This is a genomic window from Streptomyces sp. NP-1717 (assembly GCF_022695985.1).
GTDB lineage: Bacteria > Actinomycetota > Actinomycetes > Streptomycetales > Streptomycetaceae > Streptomyces.
Genome location: NZ_JAAPBF010000022.1, coordinates 50,223 through 61,500, shown reverse-complemented (window position 1 = coordinate 61,500; position 11,278 = coordinate 50,223). Strand labels below are relative to the sequence as shown.

Annotated in this window: 12 protein-coding genes; 9 read left to right on the top strand and 3 right to left on the bottom strand. The window is 69.3% G+C overall.

The window, feature by feature from the left end; translation table 11 throughout:
• Positions 1-54 precede the first annotated feature (54 nt).
• From GXP76_RS07625 to GXP76_RS07590, 8 genes are all read left to right on the top strand, one after another.
• The gene (locus GXP76_RS07625; RefSeq protein ID WP_242570662.1) at positions 55-699 is read left to right on the top strand and encodes an HAD family phosphatase; all 645 of its coding nucleotides are present in this window, start codon (positions 55-57) and stop codon (positions 697-699) included.
• Positions 700-742: 43 nt separating this feature from the next.
• Positions 743-1,981: an MFS transporter gene (locus tag GXP76_RS07620; RefSeq protein WP_242570661.1), complete on the top strand. Its 1,239-nt coding sequence runs from the start codon at positions 743-745 to the stop codon at positions 1,979-1,981.
• Complete coding sequence (locus GXP76_RS07615) at positions 1,950-3,122, top strand: acetoin utilization protein AcuC (RefSeq protein ID WP_242570660.1); 1,173 nt, start codon at positions 1,950-1,952, stop codon at positions 3,120-3,122. Before GXP76_RS07620 ends, GXP76_RS07615 begins: the two co-directional genes overlap by 32 nt.
• Positions 3,123-3,446: 324 nt before the next feature.
• On the top strand, positions 3,447-4,262 hold the full coding sequence (locus GXP76_RS07610; protein ID WP_242570659.1) for a phosphatase: 816 nt from the start codon (positions 3,447-3,449) through the stop codon (positions 4,260-4,262).
• 128 nt (positions 4,263-4,390) lie between these two features.
• Complete coding sequence (locus tag GXP76_RS07605; RefSeq protein ID WP_159100305.1) at positions 4,391-4,603, top strand: helix-turn-helix domain-containing protein; 213 nt, start codon at positions 4,391-4,393, stop codon at positions 4,601-4,603.
• Between the two features lie 110 nt (positions 4,604-4,713).
• The gene (locus GXP76_RS07600; protein ID WP_003948845.1) at positions 4,714-4,812 is read left to right on the top strand and encodes a 30S ribosomal protein bS22; all 99 of its coding nucleotides are present in this window, start codon (positions 4,714-4,716) and stop codon (positions 4,810-4,812) included.
• A 217-nt stretch (positions 4,813-5,029) separates the two neighbouring features.
• Positions 5,030-6,067 carry an NAD-dependent epimerase/dehydratase family protein gene (locus GXP76_RS07595; protein WP_242570658.1) on the top strand — a complete coding sequence of 346 codons (1,038 nt, stop codon included), beginning with the start codon at positions 5,030-5,032 and terminating at the stop codon, positions 6,065-6,067.
• Between the two features lies 1 nt (position 6,068).
• Positions 6,069-7,253, top strand: a complete 1,185-nt coding sequence (locus GXP76_RS07590) for a lysophospholipid acyltransferase family protein (protein ID WP_242570657.1) — start codon at positions 6,069-6,071, stop codon at positions 7,251-7,253.
• Between the two features lie 99 nt (positions 7,254-7,352).
• Here GXP76_RS07590 and GXP76_RS07585 read toward each other — a convergent pair whose 3' ends face one another.
• From GXP76_RS07585 to GXP76_RS07575, 3 genes are all read right to left on the bottom strand, one after another.
• Complete coding sequence (locus GXP76_RS07585; RefSeq protein ID WP_242570656.1) at positions 7,353-8,567, bottom strand: DUF5667 domain-containing protein; 1,215 nt, start codon at positions 8,565-8,567, stop codon at positions 7,353-7,355.
• A gap of 195 nt (positions 8,568-8,762) precedes the next feature.
• Positions 8,763-9,563, bottom strand: a complete 801-nt coding sequence (locus GXP76_RS07580; protein WP_242570655.1) for an ECF subfamily RNA polymerase sigma factor, BldN family — start codon at positions 9,561-9,563, stop codon at positions 8,763-8,765.
• A gap of 304 nt (positions 9,564-9,867) precedes the next feature.
• Positions 9,868-10,812, bottom strand: a complete 945-nt coding sequence (locus tag GXP76_RS07575) for an HAD family phosphatase (RefSeq protein WP_242570654.1) — start codon at positions 10,810-10,812, stop codon at positions 9,868-9,870.
• A gap of 136 nt (positions 10,813-10,948) precedes the next feature.
• On the opposite strand from GXP76_RS07575, the gene GXP76_RS07570 reads away from it, so the two are divergent.
• Positions 10,949-11,224, top strand: coding sequence for a glutaredoxin family protein (locus GXP76_RS07570; protein ID WP_242570653.1), 276 nt, complete (start codon positions 10,949-10,951; stop codon positions 11,222-11,224).
• Positions 11,225-11,278 lie beyond the last annotated feature (54 nt).

Sequence of the window (11,278 nt, the reverse complement as noted above, 5' to 3'; positions counted from 1 at the left end):
TCATGTTCGGGGGCTGAGGCATTTCTGCGTTCAGGGGCCGCCTACAGTCGGCACATGAGCTATGAACTGATCATCTTCGACAACGACGGGGTCCTCGTCGACAGCGAGCCGCTTTCCAACACCATCCTCGCCGGCTATCTCACCGAACTCGGTCACCCCACCACGTACGAGGATTCGCTCCGCGACTACATGGGCTCCGCAGTGCACCGGGTGCACGACCTCGTAAAGGAGAGAACCGGGCAGCTGCTGCCCGACGACTTCGACGACACTCTGCACAGCCGCGTGTTCGCCGCGTTCGAGCGGGAGCTGAAACCGGTGGAAGGGGTCGTCGAAGTCCTGGAGAAGCTGGCCGCCGACGGCCGGCCGTACTGCGTCGCGTCGTCCGGGAGCCATGAGCGGATCCGGGTGGGACACCGTAAGACCGGGCTGGACCGGTGGTTCGAGCCGGGGATCGTCTTCAGCGCGCAGGACGTCGGACGCGGAAAGCCGGCGCCCGATCTCTTCCTGCACGCGGCCGAGCGGATGGGTGTCTCTCCCGCGCGGTGCGTCGTCGTCGAGGACAGCCCGCTCGGGGTGGCCGCGGCGCGGGCGGCCGGGATGGATGTGTACGCGTTCACCGCGATGACCCCCGCCGCACAGCTGCCGGGCGCCACCGCGTACTTCTCCTCCATGGCCGGGCTTCCGGAACTCCTTCGCTGATCGATCTACCCCTGGGTAGCGCGGAGTCATACGCTGTCCGGCCATGACAGCCAAGCCGGTCAACACAGACGTGCGGTTGAGACACGGACGGGTGTCCCTGGCGCTGAGCTTCTTCGTGCAGGGGGTGGCCTTCGCCCTCCTCGTGACGCGCATTCCAGCCATCCAGGACCGGTACGGGATATCCGACGCCCTGCTTCCGGCGTTCCTCGCGGCCGTGCCGATTCTCGCCGGCGTCGGCAGCGTCCTCACCGAGGGGATCGTCGCGCGCGTACGGCCCCGAACCGTACTCAGGTGGTCCCAGCCGCTCGTGCTGCTCGCTCTCCTCGGGGTCGCCGCCGGCGACCAGGTATGGCAACTGATCGCGTCGCTCAGTGCGTTCGGGCTGTCGGTCGGGGCGCTCGACGCGTCGATGAACATGCTGGGAGTGCGCCTGCAGCGGGCGTACGGGCGCAGCATCATGCTCGGCTTCCACGCCACGTACAGCCTCGGGGGCATCGCGGGGGCCTCCCTCGCATGGGCCGGCGCGCACTGGGATCTGTCGTTGCTCCTGTCGTATCTGCCGGTCGTCGTCGTGCTGTTGCCGGCCGCGCTCGTCGGGAGCCGCTGGTACACGGGCGCGGACACGGATACGAAACCGGCGACCCGAATACCGGGCGAGCCCGCGACCGCCACCCCAGGGAAGAGCGTCGCCTTCAAGGCCCTGCTGCCGCTCTGTCTCGTCATGACCTTCGCCTACATCGGCGACTCCACCGTCTCCAACTGGAGCGCGAAGTACCTCCAGGACGTGCTGGGCAGCTCAGACGAGGTCGCCACCGTCCCGTACAACGCGTACATGGTCACCACACTCCTCGGCCGCGCCGCCGGAGACTTCGGGGTGCGCCGCTTCGGGCCCGTCGCGGTCGTACGGTTCGGGTCGCTCCTCGCCGCCGCGGGCTTCGCGGTGGTCGCGCTGGCGCCCGGAGCGTGGGTGGGAATCCTGGGGTTCACCATGCTCGGGTTCGGTCTCTGCGTCCTCGTGCCCCAGTGCTTCGCGGCCGCCGGGCGGATGTTTCCCGAGGCCAGCGACGCGGCCGTCGCCCGGCTGAACATCTTCAACTACGTGGGCTTCCTGATCGGCTCGCCGCTCGTCGGCGCGCTCGGTGACGTGTGGAGCTACCGCGGCGCGATGCTCGTTCCGATGGTCATGATCCTTGTGACGCTGGTGTACGCCCGCTCGTTCGCCGACGGGACCGCCCGATACGGTGGCGGACATGACCGGTCGCGCACAGCTGATGTGGGATGACGCCGTAACGGGCTACGACTTCGGGTCCAGCCACCCGATGGACCCGGTACGCCTGGCACTGACGAGGGAGCTGGTGCGCGCGTACGGGCTGGACCGGGAGGTGGACGTGGTGTCCGCCCCGTCCGCCGGGGCCTCCACGCTGAGACTCGTCCACCACGAGGCGTACATCGACGCCGTACGGCGCTGTTCGGCCGACCCGAGGTCCGCCGACGGTTCGTACGGCATCGGGACCGTCGACGATCCGGCCTTCGCCGGGATGCACGAGGCGTCCGCGCTGATCGCCGGGCAGTCGGTCGGCGCCGCCGAGGCCGTGTGGCGCGGCACGGCACGGCACGCCGTGAACTTCGCCGGCGGTCTGCATCACGCGATGCCCGGCTCGGCGTCGGGCTTCTGCATCTACAACGACGCGTCGCTCGCGATCGCGCGGCTCCTGGAGCTGGGCGCGGAGCGTGTCGCGTATGTGGACGTGGACGTGCATCACGGGGACGGCGTCCAGGCGGCGTTCTGGGACGATCCGCGCGTGCTGACGATCTCGCTGCACGAGCATCCCCGCACGCTCTTCCCGCAGACCGGCTGGCCGGAGGAGACGGGCGAGGGCGCGGGGGAGGGCAGCGCGGTCAATCTGCCGCTGCCTGCCGGGACGGGTGACGAGGGGTGGCTGCGGGCGTTCCACTCCGTCGTCCCGGAGCTGCTGGCGGACTTCCGGCCGCAGGCGCTGGTGACGCAGCACGGGGCGGATACGCATTTCGAGGATCCGCTGGCGCATCTCGCGGTGTCGCTGGACGCGCAGCGCGCGGTACAGGCGTCGTGCCACGAGCTGGCGCACGAGTACGTCGACGGCGGGCGCTGGGTCGCGCTGGGGGGTGGGGGGTACTCGGTCGTGGACGTCGTGCCGCGCTCGTGGACGCATCTGGTGTCGATCGCGGCGCACGCGCCCATCGATCCGGAGTCGGCGATTCCGGAGGAGTGGCGGGAGGAGGTGTACGCCCGTACGCGGGAGTCCGCGCCGCGGCGGATGACGGATGGGCGTACGCCGAACTGGCAGGCGTGGGATGCGGGGTATGACCCTGCGGATCGGCTGGACCAGGCGATTCTGGCGACTCGCCGGGCGGTGTTTCCTTTGCGGGGGTTGCTGGCGTAGGTCGTTGGGCGGGGGCGGTTGTCCCGGGGCCGCCCGGTGGGCGGTTCGTCCTCAATCGCCGGACGGGCTTCCTGGGGCGGGCGGTCTTGTCGGGCGCCGGCCCTTGAGCGGGTCCTCAATCGCCGGACGGGCTTGAGTGGTGGGCCCGGTCATGTCCTCGAACGCCGGTCGGGCTTCTTGGGGTGGGCGGTCTTGTTGGGCGCCGGCCCTTGGGGGTGTCCTCAATCGCCGGACGGGCTCAGGTTGGCTGGGGTGTTACGCCAACTGTGGGGTGGAGTGGGGGTTTTGGTGCCGGTCGGGGGATCGTGCGGGAGCATCGGGGCTGTGCTGAGTACCGGAGCCCTACGGGCCCATCTGCTGGCCGCCCGGCTGGCCGGCCCCGTCGCCACCACGCGGGAGCAGAATCTGCGCAGCTACCGGCTCTTCGCCGCCCGCGATCCCCGTGCCACGCTGGGGCTCACCCCCGAACGGGTCTGGCGCGAGAGCGACTTGCTGCGGCTCATGGCCGACCGGTGCGGGGTCTCCGGGGACCCGGCGCATGTCTCCGGTGGTGATGTCATCGATCCCGAGCGGACGTTGAGCAGCCTCGACGCCTTTGCCGCGCGCCTCGGAAACGCGGCCGGACGGCGGGCTCCCGTCCTGTTCGGGACCGGGCATCCGCACCGGCTGATCGCGTTCTACGCGGGTCTCGCAGACGCTTTGTCGGCGGCGGGATGTCTCGTCCTCACCCCTGCGAAGGGGCGATGTATCGACATAACGACCCGGTTCGGCGTACGTACGCACAGTCTCGACTACGTACGACGAGTCGCGTTGGTGCGGGAATCCGAAGCGTCGCACGCCGGGAGTGAGACCGGCGCACACAGCCATTCCCCCCTCCCCGTTCGGGTTGTGCTGGACAGCGTGGCCGAGGCCGGCGGGCCGCTTCCCGAGTTGGTCGTCGGGGACCACGGATGGGTCTGCGGAGCAGGTCAGTTGGGCATTGAGGCCGTCGGTCTCGCGGACACCGACGACCCCGCGCTGTTCGTGGGTGAGGCGGAGGGGCGCGTCTCCGTCGTGGTTCCGGTTGACGATGGTGTGCGGTCCGACTACTACCGCCCGTTGACTCGCTATGTACTCAATCGAGCGCGTCTGTCACAGTAGGAGACCATGTGCTGCTCCTCTTCCCCACTCGTATCACCCGCCCCTAGTCTGGGGAGTGAGCGCACAACGACGAAGAGTCACCGGAGGGGAAGCCGGTGGGCGTCGGGTGCGGAAGGTACAGGTGGATCATGACTGCTGGCAGCGAGAGGCCTCTCAACGAGGTCAAGTTCCTTACCGTGGCGGAAGTTGCCTCGGTGATGCGAGTGTCGAAGATGACCGTGTACCGATTGGTGCACAGCGGTCATCTGCCGGCGATCCGGGTGGGCAGGTCTTTCCGGGTTCCGGAGCAAGCGGTTCACGAGTATCTCCGCGAGTCTTTCGTGGGGGTCGAATCCGCCTGAGATTTCCCTCGGATTACGTCCCTCACTCGGCGACGGGTAGGCTGGGCCAACGTAGGTCGTGTGGGCCCAGACGCCCCGCACCGAGTGAAGAGAAGTGAGCGAGGGTAGTCGTGGGCTCTGTTATCAAGAAGCGGCGCAAGCGGATGGCCAAGAAGAAGCACCGCAAGCTGCTCAAGCGCACCCGCGTTCAGCGTCGTAACAAGAAGTGAGCGACCGCTGTACGTGACATCACGGCCCTTCCACCATGCAGGTGGGAGGGCCGCGGTGCGTTTTGGTGCCGCTGGGGTCAGTTCGGGTCAAAGATTCGCGAAGGTGCGGAGAAGAGCGCCGCGAGGCCGTCATGTGGCTACGGCGACCCGCTACGGTGACGGCTGAGGCAAGCAATGTGCTTGGGCCAGACATCAAATTCAGGGGAAGGCGCTGATCTTGGGCAAGGTCGTGCTTGTGACCGGAGTGGCCCGCCAGCTCGGCAGCCGTCTCGTACGGCGAATCCTGCGCGATTCCGAGGTGGACCGGGTCATCGGTGTGGACGCCGTCACCCCCGAGCACAGTCTCGGCGGTGCCGATTTCGTCCGGGCGGACATCCGCCAGCCCGCCATAGCGCGCGTCCTGGCCGAGCACTCCGTCGACACCGTGGTGCACATGGACGTGACGGGCACGCCGCTCGGCGCCGGCGGCCGGACGGCCGTCAAGGAGACCAACGTCATCGGCACCATGCAGCTCCTCGGTGCCTGCCAGAAGTCGCCCACCGTCGAGCGCCTGGTCGTCAAGTCCAGCACCAGCGTGTACGGCTCCGCGCCTCGCGACCCCGCCGTCTTCACCGAGACCACCCCGCCCAAGTCGCTGCCCAGCGGCGGCTTCGCCAAGGACGCGGTGGAGGTCGAGGGGTACGTACGAGGGTTCGCGCGCCGGCGCCCGGACGTCGCCGTGTGCGTACTGCGCTTCGCGAACATCCTCGGGCCCGCGGCGGACTCACCGCTCGCCGAGTATCTGTCGCTGCCCGTGCTGCCGACGGTCTTTGGCTACGACCCGCGGCTCCAGTTCGTGCACGAGGACGACGTCATCGACGTCCTGCGGATCGCCCTGCACGAGCCCCGGCGGGGCACGCTCAACAGCGGGACCTTCAACATCGCCGGTGACGGCGTGCTCTTGCTCTCTCAGTGCTCCCGGCGGCTCGGCAGGCCGACGGTGCCGGTGCTGCTGCCGGCCGTGACGTGGGTCGGCTCCGCGCTGCGCACGCTCGGTGTGACGGACTTCTCGCCGGAGCAGATCCGGCTGCTGACCCACGGCAGGGTCGTCAGCACGGACCAGATGCGCGAGACACTGGGGTTCGTACCCTCGTACACGACGGCGGAGGCCTTCACGGACTTCGCACGTAGCCGGGGTGCCGGGCTGTTGCCGCCGGAGGCTGTCGCCGACGCGGTCGACCGGTTCGCCACCCTCGTCAGCAAGGAGCGCATCTGAAATGGCCGATGCCAAGGTCATCCCCTTCGGCGAAGAGCCCCGGTCCCGTCGCGCGGCGAAGGGTGCCGCCGCGAAGCGCGCACGGGGGCGCGGTCTCTCGTCCCCGTCCTCGTCGGGATCCGCTACGGAATCGGCTTCGGGTTCGGGCTCGGGGTCCGGGGCCGCGGCGGCGTCCGGCCCGCACTCCCTCTCGTCCGTGCCCGAGCAGGCCGACGGGGTCGAGGACAACATGCCCGACGACACGCCGACGCCCGAACCGGCCGAGCCGCACGCCACCGCACCCGGGCCCGAAGACCCCGGGTCCGAAGACCCCGCCGGGGCCGAGGCCCCGGCCGATTCCGGCGGCGGCGACTGGGACCGGCGGCTCGCCGAGGGATTCGCCTTCCTGCGGCGCCGGGTCACCGGTGACTACGAGGTCGACGAGTTCGGGTACGACAAGGAACTCACCGACCAGGTCCTGATGTCGTTGATCCGCCCGCTCTACGCGAACTATTTCCGCGTCGAGGTGAAGGGCATCGAGAACATCCCCTCTGACGGCGGTGCCCTGGTGGTGTCCAACCACTCCGGCACCCTGCCGCTCGACGGGCTGATGATGCAGGTCGCCGTCCACGACAACCACCCCGCCGGCCGCCATCTGCGGCTGCTCGCCGCCGACCTGGTGTTCATGCTGCCGGTCGTCAACGAGCTGGCGCGCAAGGCCGGTCACACCCTGGCGTGTGCCGAGGACGCGGAGCGGCTGCTCCAGCGCGGCGAGATCGTGGGCGTGATGCCGGAAGGCTTCAAGGGACTCGGCAAGCCCTTCGGCGAGCGCTACAAGTTGCAGCGCTTCGGCCGGGGCGGCTTCGTCTCCACGGCTCTGCGGCACGGTGTGCCGATCGTGCCGTGCTCGATCGTCGGGGCGGAGGAGATCTACCCGATGATCGGCAACTCCAAGACGCTGGCGCGGCTGCTGGGATTCCCGTACTTCCCGATCACGCCGACGTTCCCGTGGCTCGGACCGCTGGGCGCGCTGCCGCTGCCGACGAAGTGGACGATCCAGTTCGGCGAGCCGATCCCCACGGACGGCTATCCGCCGGAGGCGGCCGAGGATCCGATGCTGATGTTCAACCTGACCGATCAGGTACGGGAGCAGATCCAGCACACGCTCTACAAGCTGCTGGTGCAGCGCCGGTCGGTCTTCTTCTGACCGAGGCGCGGCGCCACGTGAAGGAGGCGAGGGCCACTGGCCCTCGCCTCCTTCACGTGCTGTGCTTCGTCAGGCGGTGTTAGTCCGTGCCGGACGGTGTCAGTCTGCGGTTTCCGTGTCGATGCCGAGGCCCGGCAGCAGGTCGGGCAGCAGCGGCGGGATCGTGACGTCCGGGCCGGGCGGGACACCGCCCTCGCCGGGCGCCGACGGCTGACCGCTGCCGGACGGCGGATTGAGCAGATCGCCGGGCGCGTCGGGCAGCAGCCCGTCGTTCTCCGGGGTTCCCGGAGTCGAGGGGCTCGGCTTGCCCCCACTGTCCGTACCACTCTCGTCGGAGGCCGACTTCGACGGCGACGGGGTCGCGTCCGTACCGCCGGAGTCGCCGGAGCCCGCGGTGGGGCCGCCGGGTGCCTGGGAGCGGCCGTCTCCGTCCGGGCTGCGCGGCAGCAGCGCCTGCAACGGGGCGACGTCCTCGTCTATGGCGTCGAACACCGAGTTGACCTGGCTTCCCACGTCGCTCAGCTGCGGTGGCAGCCGGTCCCGCAGGCCGTTCCAGATCGCGCGGTGCGATTCGGAGAACGAGGAGAGCGTCGCGATCGACTTGATCTTGCCGTCCTTCTCGTACGCCCGGTTCAGCAGCCGGTGGCCCTCGGTGGCGTCGTGCTTCATGCCGTTGAGCGCGCGGCGGATCTCGCCGAGCGATTCATGGTCCAGCGCGCCGGAGCGGCCACGCTCCAGCAGTCGGCGGGCTTCGTTCAGCCGGGTCGAGGCGTGGTCGAGGTAGAGACTGCCTCGGTCGGCGTCCTCGTCGGCCATACCGAGCTTGAAGTCCTCCATGCCGCGCTTCAGTCCGTACAGCGAATCACCGGGCAGGGCGTCGGAACTGGCAGCGGCCACTCCGCCGAAGGCACCGGCGGCGACGCCGACGGTGAGTCCTCCGGCCGCGAGCCCCTTCGACCAGCGGGATCTGGGGCGGAACTTCCGGAGTGGGGACGCCCGGTGGGCTCCCCTCCCCGATGTCCGCCGTTGCTCGGGCACCGTAGGGCCCGTGGACGTCGCTCCGCCCGCGGTGCCCTCCAGCAGCATGGCCTCCATGGCTGCCACGAGCTGTGCTCGTTGCACCACTTTGACCTCGGGGTCCAGCTTGGGTCTCGGTAGCTCGCCGAGGCCGTTCGCCACGGCCAACAGCCGCCCCTGCTCAGTAGGTTCGGCCGGCGTGGCGGGCTGTTCCACCGCAGCGCCGTCGGGCGTCCGGTCTTCCAGGGCCTGGGCGAAGGCGTTCGCCCGCCGGTGTGCCGAGACATTCGCGATCACTGGCGGCACCTCCTCTCGTCATGACGATCGACTCCCCTGACCGTTCGGAAGGTTGCACGCCTTGAGCGCATCCACAGGGAGCCTGCATCCCGCACAACGAGCGTCGCGGCACTTGGGTTACGCGCGAAAGATGATCGGACCAGTGCGTCATCGGGGCGTCACCGACGGTGAGTTGAACGGTGCGCCGGCCGCCCTTCAGCGGGCGTCCTCCGGGAGCAGCCGCGCCAGCGTGCGCACGGCCCGGTACTGCAAGGTCTTGATCGCTCCTTCGTTCTTCCCCATCACGCGGGCCGTCTCGGCGACCGAGAGCCCTTGCAGGAAGCGCAGGGTCACGCACTCCTGCTGCTGGGGGTTGAGTTTCCGTACGGCTTCGAGCAGCGCGGCGTTCGAGAGGGACTCCAGGACGGAGTCCTCCGGGCTGCGCTCCACCTCGTTGGCGTCGAGCATTTCGCCCGTGGTCACTTCCAGCCGGAAACGGCTCGACTTGAAGTGATCGGCGACCAGATTCCGAGCGATCGTGACCAGCCAGGCGCCGAAGTCGCGGCCCTGCCAGGTGAACGTGGAGATACGCCGCAGGGCGCGCAGGAAGGTCTCACTGGTGAGGTCCTCCGCCGTCGCCTTGCCGCCCACGCGGTAGTAGATGTAGCGGTAGACGGTGTCGCTGTACTGGTCGTACAGCCTGCCGAACGCTTCGGCCTCGCCGGCCTGGGCGCGCTCGACCAGCTCCATCATGCGGGCGCTGTCACTGTCCGCCGTGGGCCGGCGGACGGGGGTGGAGGCGGCGGTGGTGCTGCTGTGCCGGCTTCCCCGTCTGCCGACCGCCGCACCGCCGTTCGCCAGGGCATAGCAAGGACCAATCGGGCCGCTCACGGCAGGGGCCGCGGCGGCGTGGGCGGGGACGGCGTACGCGGTGGGGACGAAGCCGCGCAAGCGGTCGATGACCGATGCGCGCAGCGTAGCCAGGCCCGAGGCGTCAACCCCGACGTGTGGGTACACGGGACTCCCAGAGGCAGAGCTTCCATCACGTTCAGTGCGGGACCGTTCACCCGTCGTGGCGACGTGTGGGTCCGTCATGCGTCTGAGGAGAATAACGCTTCGTACAGGCAGCACTACACCCAGTTGCTCAAATCATCGATTACGTCGCTTCTGTTACGCCTATACGGCGAATCAAGCAGCACATTGTGAGCGGTTATTGATCGTTTGGCGTCACGATGTGTCAGCTGACGTGATCGGTGGCGGTCGGTTCGCCGACCGCGGGCGCGTACCGGGGGGTGTGCCGGGAGGGCCGAAGGCCCCCGGTTCAGCGGCGGCGGCGGTGCAGCGCCACCGCGGCGGCCGTGCCGCCCGCCAGCGCGCCGACACCCGCGGCGGCCGGGATGCCGACCTTGGCCGCCTTGCGGCCCGTCCGGTAGTCCCGCAGCCGCCACTCACGGTCCTTGGCGTGCTTGCGGAGCTTGCTGTCCGGGTTGATCGCGTACGGATGTCCGACCAGCGACAGCATCGGGATGTCGTTGTGTGAGTCGCTGTACGCCGCGCAGCGGGCCAGGTCGAAGTCCTCGGCCGCCGCCAGTGCCCGTACCGCCTCGGCCTTCGCCGGGCCGTGCAGGGGCTCGCCGACGAGCTTGCCGGTGTAGACGCCGCCGATCGACTCGGCGACCGTGCCGAGCGCGCCGGTCAGTCCCAGGCGGCGGGCGATGATCGTGGCCGTCTCGACGGGCGCGGCGGTCACCAGCCAGACCTGCTGCCCGGCGTCGAGGTGCGCCTGGGCGAGGGTGCGGGTGCCCGGCCAGATGCGGTCGGCCATGTACTCGTCGTAGATCTCCTCGCCGATCGACATCAGCTCGGAGACCCGGTGGCCCTTGACGATCGACAGCGCGCTGTCCCGCGCGTCCTGCATGTGCTGCGGGTCCTCGACGCCGGCGAGCCGGAACCACGCCTGCTGCCAGGCGAACCTGGCCAGTTCGCGGCGCTGGAAGAACTTCCGTTTGTACAGTCCGCGTCCGAAGTGGAAGATCGCGGCGCCCTGCATGACGGTGTTGTCGAGGTCGAAGAACGCCGCGGCGCGCGCGTCCCCGATGACGGGGAAGTCGGGCACGAGGGGCTCGGCGGTGCCCGCCGGTGCCGTGCCGACGCCGTCGATCTCCTGCGACGACTTGAGTCCTGCCTCTGCTGCGGCCTCACCCGCGAGCACGCTCCGTGCTGTCGCGGAGCGCTTACGGGGGGTGAGCCATCCCAGTGCGGCCATAGCGTGAGCATATCCAGTCTGTTCGGCCGTTCCGGACGCGCCGGAGTGCCGTCGGTGTGAACTCTCCGGGAAGGCGGGGCACGGAGAACGTGCGGACGGCTCCGTGACGGCGCGCGGACGGCGGAGAATGGATCTCATGAGCCCCCTCCTGCGCCGTAAGAAGAAGAGACCCGCCGAGCGTGTGGTGACGCTCGTCTCCAAGCCCGGCTGTCATCTCTGCGACGACGCGCGCGCCGTCGTGGCCGCCGTCTGCGCCGAGACCGGGGCGTCCTGGGAGGAGAAGGACATCACGGTCGACGAAGAGTTGCACCGCGCCTACTGGGAGCAGATTCCGGTCGTGCTCGTGGACGGCGAGCAGCACACCTTCTGGCGTGTTGACGCCGATCGGCTCCGCAAGGAACTGGGGACCTGAACGAAAGACGGTTACGATCGTGGGCGCTTTGCCGAGCTTTTTCCGAAGGGCCGG